The following is an 18632-nucleotide window of genomic DNA, read 5'->3' on the forward strand; positions in this document are numbered from 1 at the left end:
TGATTTTACTCCCAAAACTTCTTCGTTTTCACATAATTCCTTTCCGCAACCAAAATATCCCTGTAAAACGCTTCTTCGTCCACCCTCATCTTCTCAATAACCCTTGACGCTGTTTCAGGTCCTATTCCCCGGCTGGCAAGTGCAATAACTGCTTTTTTCCCCTGGGAACGGACTATGCTAGCGTTTCGGTAGACGCGCTGAATTCGTTTCTTTTCTTCGGGGGTGACTTTGACATTTTTTGCCTGTTTTTTGACGAGCTTTATTTCCTCTTCTTCCCAGGGCTTGAGGGCTGCAATCATCTGTGAGTTGCAGACCGGGCAGAGGATTTCTTCGGGAACGTTTTTTACCTGGCGGCGGGAGGTCCATTTCTTGCAGTTCGTGCAGAATAAAATGATCCGGTCGTTCATAATGCGTTCCTTAAGGGCGAGGACAATTGAGCGGTCGGCTTTCTCCGGGGCTACAAGGTCTTTTTTCATGGCGAAACCGGCTGAACCGATCGGGGTAGGGCGAGAAACTTCGACTGAGATCTCGCCAGAAGCGAGCTTTGTAAGGACTTCTTTTGCCCGCGGGACGTCAAGGAGGTCGTGAAAAATTTCCCTGATAACCTCATCGTACATTGAAGAGCCCTGATAGATTTCAAGGAGTTTTTTCATGCTGATCCGGTCGTAGTCGATGTCCCGCGAAAGAGCTCCGAATTTCCGGGCGACGTGGACCATTTTCCATTTCATCAGGGTTGTGTTTTTCAGGGTCATTTCTATGATCGGCTCGACGTGTTCAGGGCGGAGGGAAAGCAGCATATCCCGGATCTGGACCGAACCAATCCGCCGCGGAAGAGTTAACCTTATCCTGTAGGGGTCGACTTCCTGAGCGACACTGCTGCCGAAGCGGGCTGAAAGAAGTGAAGTCAAAACTCGGGCAAGAGTGCCGTTTGTGTTATGACCAAAACAGGCGTTCAGGGTTACAGCATCGCCTTCGTCTTCGATCACGATTGTATCTGCATCGGGAAGGGGAAAGCCTCCCTCTATATGTTGGCGCACAAGGCGGATCACACCAAGCACGGCATTCTTTGCCACGGGGTATTTTGCCTGAAGCTGTACGGCAATAGTTTCATCATCAAGACCATCACGAATAAAGGCTGCAATTTCTGCCCTGAGCTTTCCTACGTCCTGGGCTACTTCAAAAGGCACAGGAATTTCTTCGCCAGACCAGCTCGGAACCTCACCCATACCTTCTACAGGCTCTACTTTGATTCTGTCTTTTCCCTGTTCCTGTCCAGGCATTTCAACGACCCGCCACATGCAGCCTTTTGTTATGAAAACAGCGCCAGGCTCTGCAAAGTTCACGACAAAAGCCTCATCCAGCACGCCAACCGATTTTCCACTCACAATGTCGTAAATCTCGTACTTCTTTTCGTCCGGGATCATGGAAAGGTTTTCATAATAGTATTCCCAGCTTTTCCTGCGCCTTTTAAGCACGCGAGAGCCTTTTTCATACCAGACCAGTTTATAATCCCCTATCTGGTCCACAACCCCCTGTAACTCTTCAATTTGCAAATCCCGGAATGGGTAGGTCCGCCTGAGAATTTTAAGAATCTTATCAATTCCGACTTCCCCAAAATCCATAGCCATGCCTGCAAGCTGATTTGCTACGACATCAAGGGATTTTACGTGCGGGGAGATTTCTTCAACCCTGCCTTCCAGTGCAGCTTTTGTTATCACCATACTTTCCGCAGTATCATCCGCTTCTATCGAGATAATAGTACCCCGTGAAATTGCATGCAGCTTATGCCCTGCTCTTCCCACTCTCTGGAGTAACCTTGAAACCTGCCGCGGAGACCCGTACTGAACCACGCGGTCAACATTGCCGATATCTATACCCAGTTCCATTGAAGAAGTGCAGATAAGTCCTTTCAAAGCTCCAGATTTGAAAGCCTCTTCAGCTTCAACACGGGCTTCAAAAGAGAGCGAACCATGGTGCACCCCTATAGATGCTCCAAGCTTCCGAAAACCAGCCGCGAGCGCCTCGGCACTCTGCCGCGTATTTACAAAAATCAGGGTGGACTGGCTATTTTCGACAACTTTCCTGATGCAGAGCAGGTGAGAGACAAATTCAGGCTCACAACCTACCGTTTTTGCAATTTCCAGGACTTCTTTTTCCTGTATCTCCCCGCCTTCTGAGATCTGAGGATTGACAACATCAAACTCAAGCAATTTCAGCAGGGATACCTCAATCACAGTAAAATCTCTTCCATTACCTGCCAGAAATTTAGCAATTTCCCAGGGGTTCCCGACTGTAGCGGAAAGTCCGATTCTCTGGAACTCCCCGGAGATTTCCACAAGCCTCTCAAGACCTACAGCCAGTTGAGTTCCTCGTTTCGAGCCTGCAAGCTCATGGATTTCATCTATCACGACATGAGTCACGGTCTCAAGGTTCTGCCGCAGGCGGGAGCCAGTAAACATAGCCTGCAAGGTCTCAGGGGTCGTGATCAGCATATCAGGAGGATTTCTTGACTGGCGCTGCCTTTCACTCTGCGGAGTATCCCCATGCCGGACCTGGACTTTGATATCGAGCAATTTCCCGAGGATTTCTATGCGAGAAAGCATATCCCTGTTAAGCGCCCTCAACGGGGTTATATAAAGGGCGGAAATTCCCCTTCTGGCTTCGGGTTTCTTTTTCAGAATACTGTTAAAAACGGGCAGCACAGCTGATTCGGTCTTGCCTGAACCCGTTGGAGCTATTAAAAGGGTGTGCTTCCCGTCCATTATATGAGGAAAAGCCCTTTCCTGGGGCTCTGTGGGCTTTGTAAAACCAAGGGTCTTAAGGGCTTCCTGAATCTTTGGATGAAAGAAGTTAAAACTGTTATGAAATGTCATATTTTATGAAATGTCATATTTTTGTGATCGGTTTTTGATTAAGATGCCCAATTATTGAGCTGATAGTTCCGGTATAAATATTTCTATGCAAGCGTGTAAATAAAGCGAGTGAAATGAATAGGAAATATGAGAAGAAGAGCATGAGAAAAATGTAAGAATTGATATAGGTATTAAAATATATAAAATTAGTCCATATTAAAATAAAAAGTAAAGGTATGGAAACTTAAAACCTGGATGGAATCAAGTAAAGGTTGTAAAAGTTCATTTGTAAGTTGTAAAGATTTTTTATAAGTATGTAATATTTATAAAATATTGGAAAAAATAAAGCCTTCCTGAAACTATACCGCACTAAAATCTGGATTTATTCATCCTGAAAAGTTAGCCGAGATCTCAACTTTGGTAACATTATCTTTAAATGCATTTTCCGGATTTTCCGCTTCGTCCAGACCTTTTACAGGAAGTTCAAATACAAAGGTTGAGCCTTTTCCCTGAACACTTGTAAACCATACTCTGCCCTTATGCATATCAACAAACTGCTTCACCAGAGCAAGCCCAAGACCAGTACCTCCATACTGCCGGTTCATGCCTGAATCAATCTGTTTGAATGGTTCAAAGAGATATTTCTGGTCTTCGGAAGATATACCTATTCCTGTATCTGTGACCGAAAATACAGCTTTGTTTCCGCTTTTTTTACAGTAGACAGAGATTTTGCCTCCATCGGGAGTAAACTTGACAGCATTGCTTGTGAGGTTATAAAGGATCTGGATAAGGCGGCTTCTATCTGCCTGTATATATTCTAAACCTGGGTCTATCTTGAATTCCATTTCAAGGTTTTTAACCTGGGCAAGGGGAGAAATTGTGGATTTAACCTCATCGAAAACCGAGCTAATAGAAAACTCACTGTAATTGAGTTCCATTTTACCAGCTTCTACTTTAGAAAGGTCAAGGATATTGTTTATAAGTCCAAGGAGATGTTTTCCGCTGACAGAGATGTTACTTACATATTTCAGCTGTTTTTCATTAAGATCTCCATAAAGTCTTTCATACAGGATATCCGAAAAACCAATAATAGAGTTAAGTGGCGTCCTTAATTCGTGACTTATATTGGTAAGGAACTCACTCTTTGCTCGGCTGGCAGCTTCAGCGTCCAGTTTTGCCTGGAGCAGTTTCTGTTCAGTTCTTTTACTCTCGGACAGGTCAATGAAACATTCAACAAAGTAATCTTTGCCCTCTATGGTTACTGGAACTACACTTTTAAGGATTGGAATAATTTCCTTTCGAGCATTGATCATCTTTTTTTCTGAATTATCCACAGTCTGTCCAAGATCACTGATAGGACATTTTCCTACTTCTGTAGGACAGATAAATTGGTGACATATATTTCCGACAATCTCTCGTTTTGATTTCCCGATCGTTTTTATTGCAACAGGATTCACATCAACTATTTTGTGGCTAGAGGCGTCAATTAACAATATTCCACAAAGGCTTTTTTCCAGTAAAGCACTTAATATCTCTCTTTCTTTCTGTATCAGACGTTCTGATTCTTTACGTAAAGTTATATCCCGGGCGGTTATCAAGATAGTTTTTCTTCGGTTATTTAAGGCTAAGGAATAAATTTCTACGTCGAGAACACTATTGTCTGACCTTTTAAACTTTGTCTCAAAAAACGCTGACCTATTCTCCAGTGTTACCCTCATTGCATTCTGAAAGTCGGGAAGGGATTCTTCAGCAAATATAGAGAAGAGGGAAATTTTTTCAAGATGATCCCTATCATATCCAAGAAGTTTACAGCCTTGAGGGTTGACTTCCAGAATGCGCTCCTCCTCTGTTATGAAAATCGCATCATTGGATTGCTCAAATAGAGCCCTATATACTTCTTCTTCAGCCATTAGATTGTCCTCGGCTAATTTACTTAAAAATGGATCGTCTTCTCATTTTTGTCTCAGTTTAACATGAAAGCACTCTCCTGGGATTGAAAGAATTTATATCAAGAGACATCATAACATAAAAATTTATACTGTAGAACTACTTATTACTTTTTATTATAAAGATTTATTGCTGAGGACAAGTGCTGGGGAAAAAATAAAATTAAAAATAATTTGCAGGATAATAAAAGACAATACAAAAATATGGAGAACCTGATGAATTCTATGCTGCCCGAGGAAAATGCTATTCAAGTTTCTCCGGAATAAAAATGAAGGGGATTTTCTCCCCGACTGCCCTGTCCGTTTAACAGGATAGACATGGACCCCAAAACGAAACTAAGTCTGAAATCAATCAGTCTTCTCTCTTCATCTGGGGGAAGAGGATTACTTCCTTGATGGATTCCAGACCTGCAAGGATCATAGTAAGGCGGTCAATTCCAAGCCCCATTCCGCCTGTAGGGGGCAAGCCGTACCCGAGGGCGTTTATGAAATCGTAATCAATGGTTTGTGCTTCGAGGTCTCCGAGCATTCTTTTCTTATCCTGTTCCTCGAACCTTTTTTCCTGCTCAAGAGGGTCGTTTAGTTCGGAATAACCGTTTGCCAGTTCCCAGCCGTTCAGGAAGAGCTCAAATCTCTCGACAAAACCTTCTTTTGACCTATGGTTTTTGGCAAGCGGGGAATTTTCCACAGGGAAATCGTATATGAAAGTAGGATTAATCAACTTGTCCTCTACCAGACCTTCAAAGAGCAGAGCAAGGAATTCCCCATACGTCTTTGCCTTTTCGTAATCTTCTATCCTGTTTTCAATTGCGATTTGCCTCAATTCTTCAAGCGAATGTGCAAAGACGTCAAGTCCGGCATACTCTTTTAAGGCATCTTCCATGGATATCCTTTTCCAGGGAGGGCGTAGATTGATTGTGTTTTCGCCCATTTTGATTTCATAGCCGCCAGTCAGTTTGAATACGAGTTCCGAGATAAGACCCTCGGTTAAATCCATCATGTCATTGTAATCCTTGTAAGCCTCATAGACCTCTATCATGGTAAATTCTGGATTATGGGTCGTGTCAATGTCCTCGTTCCTGAAGTTCTTGGCGATCTCAAAAACCTTCTCGTACCCGCCAACAACAAGCCTTTTAAGGTAGAGTTCAGGGGCTATTCTCATGAAGAGATTTTGCCCAAGGCAGTTATGGAAAGTCGTGAAAGGTCTTGCATTTGCGCCCCCGTATACAGTCTGGAGCACAGGGGTTTCAAATTCCAAAAATCCCCTGTCAGTAAGGTATCGCCTGATCTCGGAAATGAGTTTACTCCTCATGACAAAGATCTCTCGCTTCTCGGCATTGACTATAAGGTCAAGATATCTTTTTCTGTACCTGGTTTCTACATCTTTTAATCCATGGAATTTTTCAGGAAGGGCACAGAGGGATTTTGAGAGCAGGGAAAACTCTGATACATTGATAGAATTCTCGCCCCTTTTTGTTCTGAAAAGTTCACCCTGAATGCCTATTATATCTCCCGAATCGACCAGGTTTTTGAAAACCTCGAAATCCTCATCAGGAAGATTTCCTTTCCTTAAGATAATCTGAATTCTGCCTCCCTGGTCTCCAAGATCGGCAAATATCATTTTTCCAAGCCTGCGAATATTATAAAGCCTTCCTGCAGTTCTTACCTTTAGACCTTCATTTTTTTCAAAATCGTCAAATTTTTTCAGGATTTCACAAATATCCCCATTCTTTTCAAACCTGTAGGGGTACGGGTTAAGTCCCTGGCTTCTAATGCCATTTAATTTCGCAATTTTTGAGTCATCAAAAATCCTGCTTTTTAATAAGTTATCGTTATCAGAAAGAGTAGCATTGCTGTCGGACTGGATAATTTCATCTGACAGTTTCGTGTTATTAAGGTCTGACTGGATAATCTCATCCGACAGTTCCGTGTTATTAAGTTCTGTATCCATTGAATCAGTACATCCTTTCAGGTGAATGCAAATAAATCAATCAGTGACAAACCGGTAGATCAATTGTTACCAACCAGTCAGTCAGTAATTAATCAAAAGATCGATTATTAAATCGATTAGATGGTTATACTAATCATAAATAGTCAAAGATAGAATTCTCAGGAATTCTAAGGAATAATGACTGCTTATTAGCCTTGTTCCTCACATTTAATTTTTTCCATAGATCCATGCATTATATAAAAATTGAGGAGAAGTATCGATATTCTTATGAGATTAATCTCACTTCCTGAAGAGAAAATATCTCATAGGTTAGACTTTACAGGACATCGGATTTTTCTATCAGGTTGAAAGTAATTCTGAACTCAGTCCCCTGATCTCGCTTAATCTCTATTTTTCCATCCAGCTGGTCAACAAGGGTGCTCACTAACTGCAGCCCAAGAGAATCAAGGCGTTCAAACTCCAAATTTTCGGGAATCCCTTTCCCGTTGTCTGAGATTGTCAGACTGAAACATGATTCCTGTATTTCGTTATTTTTTTCTTCCCTGCACAGCTTGATTCGAATTTCCCCTTTTTCCTCTTCAGTAAATGCATGTTTGAGAGAATTGGAAACAAGTTCATTAACAATTATTCCCAGCGGGACGGCAATGTCCATGTTAAAGAAGGCATTCTCCTCGAGATCCATTAGCAGGTTGAGATTTTTACTTCTAAGGCTGTAAGTCTGGAAAAGATTTTCAGCTAGTTTCTGGAGATATGCGGAAAAGTCCAGTGTATCGGTTCCTTCCCCTCTATAAAGTTCCTCATGAATAAGGGACATCGAGAATATCCTGTCCTGGCTTTCTCTAAAGGCTTCAAGTACATCGTTATCAAAAAACTTCTCAGCCTGCAAATCCAGTAGAGAAGAGATTACCTGTAAATTGTTCTTGATTCGGTGATGAATCTCTTTTTTTCTAGTTTCTTCAATTTTTGCCAGGATTTTTTCTGCTTTCTTGCGTTCAGTAACGTCCCTGGAAATAGCCGAGACAGCTACAAAATCTCCGGACGAGTTAAAAATCTGGGAGAGACTTACTGAGACATTTATTGGTGTACCGTCCTTTTTTAGCTGCAAAGTTTCGTAGTACTGAACTTTATCGTTATTTTTAATCTTCTCGATTAGCTGTCCTACTTCCCCTTTTAATTCTGGAGGTTCAATTACTGAAATATTTTTTCCCAGAATTTCTTCAGCCGAATAGCCATAAATCTGCTCTGCACCCTTATTCCAGCTGGTAACAACACCCTCAAGGGATGTGGTTATAATTGCATCGTTTGATGATTCTACAGCATTCGCCAGGGTCTTAATTTTTTCTTCGGCTTTTTTACGCTCGGTAATATCCTGAACTATTCCTCTTGCCCGAACAGGAAGATTTTCCTCGTTAAAAATAACTTCAGCTCGTACATGGATTGTGCGTACTTCTCCATTATCCAGAACAATCCTGTGATCAATATCAAGTGGATTTCCATTAATAGCTTCCTTATAGGCATTATCGACATAGTCTCGATCGTCGGGGTGTACATAATCTAAATATTGATTGTAAGGTAGTGCTGACTTTTGGGGATCAAGCCCAAAAATACGATACATCTCCTCAGACCAGTTAATCTCACTAGTTAAAAAGTCCCAATACCAGCTTCCAATATTAGCCATTTTTTGAGCTTCAGCTAGGCCTCTTTCGCTTTCTTCCAGGGATTTATAAGTCTTCTCAAGCTCTGCTGTGCGCGCTTTAACCAGCTCTTCCAAGTTATCGAGGGTATCTTTTAACCTGGCTTCCGCTTCTTTTTTGTCTTTAATATCACGCGAAATAGCAAGAATAGAGCATACTTTACCATTGGTGAACTCCGGTACTATCCGTGTATTAAAATAGTATTCTTTTCCCTGAGGTGATATGTACTGGAATTCCATTGTCTCGGGTTTTCCTGTAGCAAAAACCTTCTGGTGGCACTCTTCCCAGAGACTTACAAGTACAGGATCCATTCCAAGTTCACTATGAGTTTTTCCAATTATTCTGGCTTGAGATAGACTGTAAGCCTTTGCAGCTGCAGGATTTGCATACATATGGCGGTTTTGTTTATCAAAACGGGTAATTACATCAGGAGAATTCTCAGCCAGAGTACGGAATCGCTTTTCACTTTCCACCAGCTCCAGTTCAGCTAGCTTGCGCTTGGTGATATCACGGACAATACCTACGATAAAAAGAGGCTTCTTACTTTGATCTTTAGTAACCCTGAAGTGGTCGGCAAACCACACATATTTGCCGTCCTTGCACCTGAACCTGTACTCAATAGTTCCAAAACCTGAGTCAGATGCCTGAGTCAGTTTTTCAATAACCAACTGGCGGTCTTCTGGATGAATGCGATCAAAGATCTCACTGATATTCGTCTCACTTATCTCCCTGGCAGAGAAGCCTGTGAGCTGCTTTATTACAGGGCTCATGAAATCATAGTGGTCAGTCTGAAGGTTTCGCCGGTATGCAACATCGAGAGAGTTCTCAATAACCCACCTGAACCGCTCCTCACTTTCCCTCAGCGCATCTACCAGAGCGTCACGTTCATTTAGCAACTGGCTCAACTTGATATTGCTATAGCTTAACTGTGAGACCATATTGGCAAATGCCATTAAGAAAGCCATGCCTGTATCCACAGCTTCCCTGCTCAACCTCGGGACTTTTTCAAGTGCAGCCATATATTCCTCTTCATTGAAGCCATATTTCCTGGCTTGGGCTCGGTAGAACTCGTAGTTAAGATGCTCATCCTCAAAAAAGAACTGCCCTGAGAGGATACTGCCAACTTGCTTGCCTCCTACCATAACAGGAGTTGCGACACTCCACATATTGTTCTTGCACTTGTGCAGCTTAAACTCTCCAGGCGGGGTAACCGTAGAAAGCTCGATGTCATTCTCTATACAGTGCTTGCAGGTTTCAGGATGAACCCTGTGGAATTTCGTGCAGATGTCCTGCCATCCGACACCTACCAGAACATTACCTTTTAGATCATTCAAGCCCACAGTCATGTGAGTAAGCTTATGGAAATCCTCCATGAGGGACTGGATCGCCTGGATATCAATAATCTCGGCAAACTCCAGGTTAGCCATTTCCCGGTCTGGTGAGAGAATATTTTCTAGTCTAAGTCTTGGACATTGCTCACTTTGCCGCAGCTTCTCTTCAGCCTGCTGACGCTCGATAATATCTGCAGCCTGCCGGGCAAGGATATCAACAAGCATCAATTCACGTTCATCCGGGAAGTGAGCCTGGCTGAAATAAGTAGAGATAACACCAAGCAGTTTGCCCGACAGGCTCACGAGAGGCGTTGACTGAATAGCTCTTACTCCTTCATCCAGCAGTACATCAAGGGCTTCACTTTCGAATAAGCCCGGACTGCAGGTGATGTCCTCAACGACCACGCGTTCCATTCTTTTTATTGCAGCTCCACATATCGCTGCTTTCCCTGCATCTGCAAGCTCGAAGAATTTTAAAAAACGAAGGCTAAACCCCTTCTGGGCTGCAAGCCTCAGTTTTCCTGTTGGTGAATCGAGAATCTGTATATTTCCTTTATCCGCTCTGGTAATCGCAATTGCAGCCTCAACCATTTCCTGAAGAATCGAGAATGAGTCACTGTCTCCGAGATACCGCTTGCTGAGTTTATGGAGAATACTAATATCTCTAGTCTCTACTCCTAGTTTGTTCCTGGGTTCAATCGGCTCATTCTCCGAACACTTGCAGTCGAAAATCCCGGCATGCAACTTTTTATTTGTATTATCCGATTCCTCAGCATTCAGGCGATCAAAAGCAGTCATAGTTATCCAACCCTGCTTTAATTAGGGTTTCAGTATTGTAGCTGAATTTCCTTTATTTGATGGAATTTATGTGATGGAATATAGGGAAAGATTCCATAAAATCAACACCCCAAAATCGGTTATTCTTCCGTTCCAAGCCTCCCAAATTCCGAATAAAAATTTAAAAGCTTATATGAATTTCCTGCCGGTAGCCATTTTGACACCTGTGAACTTTTCTGGTGTTTCGGTCTCACTAGCCAGAGCAAATTCTGTGATTGCTTTTTCAGAAAAATAGAGATCATCTGCCTGACAATTTAATTATATCGATTTGAATAAACTGTATGTTAACTCATCAGGATTCTTTATTGTTACTTATCAAATTTTCCTTAAAATGTTCAAAGATTGATAGCAGTTATAAAACATCAATTTCATAAAAAGATTTGGATAAGACATAAAAAATTAAAATTATGAGGAAATCTCAAAATTTAGATTTCTTATAGCTCCTGCCCGGCATCCTGGTTCGAACCCTTGTATGTTGCAGTTTCCGAATATTCCCGAGCAGCCCTAGTCTTGTCCCATCGAGCAAATACACTTCTGAAGCCTCAAGTTCAATCCCGCCTGAGAAAAAAGCAGGACCCAGGAGGTCTTCCTGAGTGGATTCGTTAAAAGGTATGCCTCCACATAATTCATTAAAAGCCGGCATTATGAAAAGCTCAGGATCGCTCCATTGTGCAGTGTCTTCAAAATCAAGATTTTCATACCTACTCTTCAGGACATCCACATTGAATTTTGTCCTTATCCAGGCAGGCTCAGTTATGGAATAGCCGAAAGCATCCATAAAGCGGATTGTAGGATGGTTATGGGCGACAATTATATGAGAGGCACCCAGCAGTTCAGGTGCAGGCCAGGTATGCCCGTGAAAATATCCCACACCATCGAGAACCGCCCCGCGTGCGGAATGAACCCTGATATCCTTTTGCCTGTTAAAAAGAAATTCAATTCCTCCGTCATGGTTTCCAGGGAAGATATCCACATGTGCATGTTTTGCAAGTGTCTCAAGAAAGCGAGGAATTTCATCTTTCTCCTGCCAGGAAACTTGAGGAACATTATGCTTTATATCCCCGAGAAGTATTATCCGATCTGGGGAATTTGCCTGAATATAGCTCAGAATCCTGTCCAGCCTTCCTTCCATCTGGCTGGGAAGATTGATCCCGCTCCTGTAAAGATCCCATTCTATCCCCAGGTGGATATCAGCAACTACCAGTGAAGTTTCGGTATTGGATACAATGAGAGCAGGCTCTTCAATAATAGGTATGATTTCTGGTGGCATAGTTGATGAAAGATTGTTTTTCAGAACTTAAAATTGCATATTCGATGGCAACCTAACAGGTTCAATCTCAACGCGTATAAATATATACTTTGCACTATATAAATAAATAGAGGGTATAAAATTGAAGGTAGTAAAGGAACGGTTCATGGGGGAAAAATCTCAAAAAAATAGAATTTCTGGAAAAGTTCCAAAAAGTTTCCCGGAAAGATAATCCGGATTACAGTAAAAATTGAGACTTGGATTTTTATCTCTGATACCTCAGTACATCATCTATCGTATCTACGTATTCGACATCGATTCCCACCTTTTCTTCTATATACTCCTCGGCATCTACGGGCTCTGCCACCCTTTCAGTTACTATAAAGCCGCCAAAGTTTCTTTCTACCAGCTTGTAAGTAACAAGTCGACTATTTTCTCTGGGAATGAGGAAGAGTGTTTTGCCTCCTGCTTTTGCAGCCTCGGCTTTTTCGATAATGCCGCCGACCTCTCCTATATTGCCTTCACTATCAATGGTACCTGTTATAGTAATGCTGTCATTTAGCTTGGTATTATTATCGATTGCGGAAATTGCAAGGAGAGTCATTAGAGCGCCTGCACTTGGACCATCGACCCCTCCGGGAATATCTTCCTCAGCAGTTACACTAAAAATAACATCACTGCTTGAAAGCTGATGTCCGGTTTTACTCTCGGCTACAAAGACAGCAGTATTTGCCGCATCCTGGAAGCCTACTCCGGTTAGAGGTACTGTTTGAACAAGTACGCGGCCTTTTCCTGGTCTGATCTCAACCGATATATCAAGTAAAGCACCTTCCTCAGAAATTCTTTCCCTGATAAAGGGACCAGACCTCTCCAGTTCAACTTTCTGGAAAACCGCAGGTCCCTGAAGGGTAGCAAAACCCTCAATTCCTGCAGGACGCATTTGAGAACTACTCTCAAGCTCAAAGATTCTCTCACGATAGGTTTCTAACTGAGAAGCATAAGACTGAAGCGACTGATTACTCTGATTTAGCTGCGCTTTAAGGTTTTCATTTTCAGTCTCAAGGTAATCTATGCGATCCTGCATTTCCTGGATTTGCTTCTCATCAAAGGAAGGTTGTTCCTCAAACAGGACAAAATAAGTGTTTGCAATAAGTGAAACAGCAAGTAAAAAAGCAAGAAGTTTGGACTTCATACTATCTACCACTTTTAATTTGTTTTAGATCCTACTTATTTCTTCTTCCAGTAACAAAGAAGAAAAACAGCAAGAACCATTATAGATAGAACTGCGGATTTAACTTGAGAGCAATTAAGTGAATATTGATTCAGAAAATCTTCTTATCGTATTCGTATATTTGCATTAGAAAAAATTATATAATTATAAGCAGAGTTTCAGCCTTACTCCTCAGGAACTTCCTTCTCAATCTCATTTCCTTTGTCTTTCCACCTTAGCACTACTTTAATATTTTTCTCATTCTCTGATTTGGTAATAACTGCTCTCCCATTCATAGTTAGAAGCAGATTAAAAGTTAGCTCCACCTGAGATGGTCTGAACTCCGCAGGGGTTTCCTCCATATTGTCTACAACTTTTTTAGAGATTTCCTTGATCATAAGCATTGCATTGTCAATAGACTCTGTGGATTTTTCTTCCAAGGCTTTAGGAGATACGAGCCTCAAGGCTTTTACTGTGCCAGGAGCATGCCCCAGTTCGGCTAAAATATGCCCTGTTTTTAAGGCATTCTTACTGGAGACATCAATTACTTCTTCGTCAATAATCACTTTATTCAGAAATTGCCCCCCTATAGACGATAAGGCACGCATAATAGAAAAGAAGAATGCGACCCAGAATAAGAATAGATTAATACAAATAAGATATATATATTTGCATAAATAATTATTGACGTTTTAAGGATTTCAGAAGAACTACCTTTTTTGCCCTCTGATAAAAGTGAAGAAGGGGACCTCCTGCCTTAGAGTTAAGGAAACTTATACAGGAATTTAATTAACTTTATTCAGCTTCCCTTACGTGTGGTCCTTCTTTTGTATCCTGCACGATATAGCCCAGAGATTTTATTTTTTCCCGGATAGCATCCGAAACTGCCCAATCTTTCCTTTTTCTAGCGTTTTCACGTTCTTTAACCAGTTCCATGATTTCTTCGGGAATTTCCTTTTTTCTAGATTCGGCAAAAATTCCCAAAACATTCGAAAACTGCCTGTAAAGGGAATGGAGCCTATTGAGAACCTGCCGGTTTTTTCCGGACTCAAGGTATTTATTGGCTGTACGGGAGAGTTCTCTAAAAACAGTTATGGCTTTAGGAGTATTGAAATCGTCCTCAAGAGCTTCCCTGAACTGACTCTCAAGTTCGGGAAGGGCTTTAAGAACTTCATCGTCTTCGGGATAAGCTTTATCTTCTGCGTTTGCCAGGGCAAATTCAAGGTTTTCGAGCGTTTCTTTGAGCTTCAGATAGTTGTTTTTAGCATTTTCTGCAAAGGCATCAGAGTAATCCAGTTTCTTACGGTAATGTACTGTGAGAAACATAAAGCGTACAACTTCCCCGCCATATTTCTCTACAATCTCGGGCAATGTGAAGATGTTTCCCTTGGACTTGCTCATCTTCTCCCCTTCGACTATCAGGTGTTCGACGTGAATCCAGTAGCGTGCAAAAGGTTTACCTGTTGCCCCTTCCGATTGCGCTATTTCATTTTCATGATGGGGGAAGATAAGGTCCACTCCTCCTAGATGCATATCCAATGTGGGTCCAAAACAGTTCATAGCCATTACCGAGCATTCGATATGCCAGCCCGGGCGAATTTTACCCCACGGGCTTTCATAGTAAATTCCCCTCTCGATCTCTTCCGGGGTTGAGGCTTTCAGAAGAGCAAAATCACGTGGGTTATCCTTATCATATTCATCCACATCCACTGATGCGCCAACCTTTATTTTATCGAAGTCAAGCTTTGAGAGCTTACCGTAATCAGGAAATGATGAGATTCTGTAATAGACCGACCCGCCTTTTTCGTAAGCCAGTCCTTTGTCCATGAGCTTTTTTGTAAGCTCAATCATGCTGCCAACGTTTTCCGTGGCTCTCGGATAGGCTGAAGCTCTTTTTATGTTCAGCATATTAAGACCTTTAAAGAACTCTGCCGTGTATTTATCCGTAAACTCCTTAAGTGACATTCCGGCTGCTTTTGAATCCCTGATAGTTTTGTCATCTATGTCGGTAATGTTCATTACAAGTTTTACTTTATAGCCAAGGTACTCAAGAGTTCTCACAATATTATCGGTCATCAGGAAAGTACGATAATTGCCTATATGCGGCATACTGTAAACTGTAGGCCCGCAGGCGTAAATCGAGACTTCGCCTTCCTTTAAGGGTTTGAAAATGTCTTTCCGTCTTGTAAGAGTATTGTAAACCTTGAGCATCCGGAACGCCTCTGGAGATTTAAACACCTGAAATACTTAGCAAAAATTAGACTAATTTCTTTAGACTTACCCGAGTTAAGAGTATTCGGTTAATTCGTTGTTATCTAATTGGTAGAAGATACTTTATTACCTTTGCCACAAGCCTTTTGAAGAAATAGCTCAAGCGCAAACTTTTTCAGAAAAAGTTTGATCAAAAACCTTTTCTCAAAAGGTTTTATCGAAAATGGCATATTTTTTGGATTTGATAACCTTATCCCCAAACCCTATCCAGCGTGATAAACCGGCGCAACGGTTTCGCTCAAGCCTTTTCGTAAAAGGGTTGCAGCTCAACGGTTTCAGGACAAATCTTTCTCAAATATGTTAACTCCGGCTCTTTGCAGTATTTTTCCCAACCGGAAGAGGGGGAGCCCCACGATATTAAAGAAATCGCCCTCGATTCTTTTCACAATGGCTGCACCTTTACCCTGAGCAGCAAAAGCTCCTGCTTTATCAAGAGGCTCTCCAGTTCTGACATAAGCAGAGATCTGTTCTTTGATCATCTTATCCATCCAGACTGTCGTGGATTCCATTTCACTGATTTCCTCCCCGCTGTCAAGGTCAAGAACCGTAAGAGCGGTAATAACCCTGAACTTCTGTCCGCTTAACATTTCCAACATTTTCTCTGCCTTTTCGGGAGTGCCTGGCTTTCCAAGAAGTTCCTCATTAAAAAGTACCGAGGTATCAGCAGAAATTACAAGCCCGGAATCAAAATGTTTAGCCACTTCCCTGGCTTTCTCGAGAGAGTGTTTTGTGAGCAGTTCTTCAGGGTGCAGGTCAGGGTAGGGGCATTCCTTATATGAACTGGCATGAACCAGGAAATTGTTTCCTATCAACTGTTTGAGTAACTCCTTTCGCCTCGGAGATGCAGACGCAAGAATGATCTGACGCATGGGAAAAAGTCAGGATGCATGGGATATATTTGTATGCATATACAGCGGACACGAAAATAGATTAAGGAGCTAATTAGAGAAATTAATTGAGAGAAAAAAATTAAAAAAATTGGGGAATTAATTAAGGAAATTAGCAGGCAAAACTATCCTTATCCTTGAACCCCTTCAAAGAACTTTCTGATACTGCAAAGATCCTCAGGTTTTCCAAGGAGAATACAGGCATCCTTTGCCTGAAGAAGGAAATTGTCTTCTGGATTACAGATAAGGTCAGAGCCTCTGCTGACGGAGAGTACAGTTACCCCATGCTTTTTCCTGAAGTCCAGATCTGCCAGGGTTTTTCCATCGAGACTTGAACCATGCCCAACTTTAAGAACCTGAATCTCAACGCCTGGAAGCCCATACTTTATATCGAATTCGTTATCAATACCTGTATTAACTGACAATTTTCTCATCATTCTGTAGCCGTTAGCCCGCACTTCATTTACCAGCTTTTCAATATCCTCTCGTGGAATCAGATACTTTTCCAGCAGGCGGACAAAAATTTCCACAGAGGTTTCATATTGCACGGGAATGATTTCATCCGCACCCAGAGCATTAAGGTGTTTCATTTCCTGTAAATCCCGTACTTTTGCGATAATGCAAATATTCGGATTCAGTTGTTTTGAGATCTCCACTATTTTCCCTGTAGCGGCTGCATCTGAAATCCCGATAATAAGCACTCTCGCATTCTTGACGCCTGCATGTTCCAGTACAGCCTCAAGTGTTGCATCTCCATAGTGAATATTTTCCCCTTTCTGTTTCTCCTGTTTAACAGTTTCAGGGTTTGCTTCTACAATGATATAAGGGATACCTGCGGCTTTTGCAGCCTTTGAGACTGTTCTTCCGGTAAAACCGAAACCTACGATTATTAAATGATCTTTCACCCCAGGTTCAGCCTGTTCCTCTTCTTTGATGGGTTCTGAGTATAACCCGTGTACCAATTTCATTCCATGAGGCATACCTGAAACCTTTCTAATAAGGGTATCAGCAGACTTATAAGAGGCATTGATCAAAAAAGGTGTAATTGCCATACTAAGAATTGAAACAGCCATAAATTCTTGATAAAATTCCCGTGTCAGGAGAGAATATTCCACTCCCAGCGTAGCAAGAACAAAGGAGAATTCTCCTATCTGTGAAAGTGCAACCCCCGTCAATATAGTAGTGCGTAGAGAAGACCCAAGAAGAAAAGTACCCATTATTCCTGCAATTGATTTCAGGACAATAATACCAATCGTTGCAAAAGTGAGGACGGGGAGGTTATCAATTACATAGTTTATATCGAGCAGCATGCCTACAGACACAAAAAAGAAACTCATAAACATGTCTTTCAAGGGTGAAACATTCCCCATTGCCTGCTGGCTGTATTGAGACCCAGAGATAACTATCCCTGCCAGAAAAGCCCCCAGTGCAAGAGATAACCCTATACTGGAGGTAAAGACAGATGCTGATAAACATATGAATACAACACTGACAAGGAATAATTCCTTACTTCCAGTTCTGCCCACATGGTAAAATATCCATGGGACAATAAATTTGGCACTCAGGATAAAAACCAGGAGAATCAGAGAACCTTTTATGAAAACATCAGGAAGCGCCCCCTCAAAATTTACAGAGCTACCTGTAAGCATCGGAGCAATCATGATCTGAGGTACGATAGCAAGGTCCTGGAATATAAGGACTGCAAGCGAGATTTTTCCATGGGGAGTAAAAACCTCATTTCTGTCCTGAAGAATTTTGAGTACTACTGCAGTACTGCTATGTGAAATCAAAAAACATATGAAAATAGAGGTAATAGGACTGAAACCCAGAACTATGCATAAAATAAAAAATAAAATTGTTGTGAAAAGGAAATGGAGAGTTCCCCCTAATAATAAGGCTTTTTTCATTTTCTTGAGCTCATTTAGGGAGAGTTCAATTCCTATCGTGAAAAGCAAAAAGATTACACCGAGTTCGGTACTCAGGTCTACAATTTCTCCTCCATTAACAATCTCGAGCCCATAAGGCCCTATCAGCATTCCGATTACAAGAAAACCCAGCACAGGAGGGAACTCAAATCTGTAGAATATTGTAAGAATTAGAATGGCAAAGCCCAGTATTACATCAACATTTGCCAGTAACGAGAGTGCCATTTATTTTGTTCCTCCAGAAGTGAAATAAGTTTCTGGGCTTCCTGAAATCTCAGAGAACCAGGATAAACCCCCATTGAACATTGCTCCCATTTATATCCACATACCTCAAATATTTTGGCTGTAAGATAAGAATATTTACGAAGATATATCGTTTTCGGTGGGAAGAGGGTTTAAAAATCCATTTAATTAATCCGCCTCAAAGTAATAATTAGAAAAATAATTGATAACCAAAACAAAGAACTAGCCGAAAGTTA

10 protein-coding genes are annotated in these 18632 nt (G+C 41.7%); all 10 read right to left on the reverse strand.

Features of this window, described 5'->3' with window-relative positions:
• Positions 1-5: 5 nt before the first annotated feature.
• The 10 genes from MSTHT_RS07235 to MSTHT_RS07285 all read right to left on the reverse strand — a co-directional run bounded on the left by MSTHT_RS07235 (position 6) and on the right by MSTHT_RS07285 (position 18378).
• Complete coding sequence (locus MSTHT_RS07235) at positions 6-2873, reverse strand: DEAD/DEAH box helicase (protein ID WP_048167199.1); 2868 nt, start codon at positions 2871-2873, stop codon at positions 6-8.
• 365 nt (positions 2874-3238) lie between these two features.
• Entirely contained in the window at positions 3239-4762 is a 1524-nt protein-coding gene (locus MSTHT_RS07240) for a PAS domain-containing sensor histidine kinase (protein WP_052721853.1), read from the reverse strand.
• Between the two features lie 388 nt (positions 4763-5150).
• Positions 5151-6749, reverse strand: a complete 1599-nt coding sequence (gene lysS / locus MSTHT_RS07245; RefSeq protein WP_048167200.1) for a lysine--tRNA ligase — start codon at positions 6747-6749, stop codon at positions 5151-5153.
• Between the two features lie 316 nt (positions 6750-7065).
• Positions 7066-10572: a PAS domain S-box protein gene (locus MSTHT_RS07250; RefSeq protein WP_052721854.1), complete on the reverse strand. Its 3507-nt coding sequence runs from the start codon at positions 10570-10572 to the stop codon at positions 7066-7068.
• A 457-nt stretch (positions 10573-11029) separates the two neighbouring features.
• The gene (locus tag MSTHT_RS07260; RefSeq protein WP_048167202.1) at positions 11030-11881 is read right to left on the reverse strand and encodes a metallophosphoesterase; all 852 of its coding nucleotides are present in this window, start codon (positions 11879-11881) and stop codon (positions 11030-11032) included.
• A gap of 244 nt (positions 11882-12125) precedes the next feature.
• On the reverse strand, positions 12126-13052 hold the full coding sequence (locus tag MSTHT_RS07265; RefSeq protein WP_048167203.1) for a S16 family serine protease: 927 nt from the start codon (positions 13050-13052) through the stop codon (positions 12126-12128).
• Positions 13053-13255: 203 nt separating this feature from the next.
• Positions 13256-13636 carry a CU044_2847 family protein gene (locus tag MSTHT_RS07270; protein WP_052721855.1) on the reverse strand — a complete coding sequence of 127 codons (381 nt, stop codon included), beginning with the start codon at positions 13634-13636 and terminating at the stop codon, positions 13256-13258.
• A 229-nt stretch (positions 13637-13865) separates the two neighbouring features.
• Positions 13866-15281, reverse strand: a complete 1416-nt coding sequence (gene cysS / locus MSTHT_RS07275; RefSeq protein WP_048167204.1) for a cysteine--tRNA ligase — start codon at positions 15279-15281, stop codon at positions 13866-13868.
• A gap of 335 nt (positions 15282-15616) precedes the next feature.
• Positions 15617-16210: a Maf family nucleotide pyrophosphatase gene (locus MSTHT_RS07280; protein ID WP_048167205.1), complete on the reverse strand. Its 594-nt coding sequence runs from the start codon at positions 16208-16210 to the stop codon at positions 15617-15619.
• A gap of 149 nt (positions 16211-16359) precedes the next feature.
• Positions 16360-18378 (reverse strand): cation:proton antiporter, encoded by a 2019-nt coding sequence (locus tag MSTHT_RS07285; RefSeq protein ID WP_048167206.1) that lies wholly within the window; start codon positions 18376-18378, stop codon positions 16360-16362.
• Between the last annotated feature and the right edge of the window lie 254 nt (positions 18379-18632).

It is taken from the genome of Methanosarcina thermophila TM-1 (genome assembly GCF_000969885.1).
Lineage (GTDB): Archaea > Halobacteriota > Methanosarcinia > Methanosarcinales > Methanosarcinaceae > Methanosarcina > Methanosarcina thermophila.